Source organism: Curtobacterium sp. MCBA15_007, from assembly GCF_001864905.1.
Lineage (GTDB): Bacteria > Actinomycetota > Actinomycetes > Actinomycetales > Microbacteriaceae > Curtobacterium > Curtobacterium poinsettiae.
On the sequence record NZ_MJGM01000039.1, the window covers coordinates 3,407 to 3,805 of the forward strand.

The 399-nt window shown below is 66.7% G+C and carries 1 pseudogene; it reads left to right on the top strand.

The features are described from left to right. Positions 1–399, top strand: a pseudogene (locus tag BIU95_RS13365) (excinuclease ABC subunit A); the annotation flags it as partial.

The following is a 399-nucleotide window of genomic DNA, read 5'->3' on the forward strand; positions in this document are numbered from 1 at the left end:
GCATCGGCCTGCACCAGCGTGACAACCGTCGACTCATCGACACCCTGGTCAAGCTCAAGGACCTCGGCAACACGCTCATCGTCGTCGAGCACGACGAAGACACGATCCGCACGGCCGACTGGGTCGTCGACATCGGCCCCGGCGCCGGCGTCAACGGCGGCAACGTGGTGCACTCCGGTTCGTACGAGGGCATCATCGAGAACCGCGAGTCGATCACGGGTGACTACCTCGCCGGCCGCCGTGCGATCGAGGTGCCCGCCGAGCGTCGCAAGGTCAACCTCAAGCGCGCCATCACGGTGCAGGGCGCTCGGGCGAACAACCTGAAGACGATCGACGCGGACTTCCCCCTCGGTGTCTTCACCGCGGTCACGGGTGTCAGCGGTTCCGGCAAGTCGACGC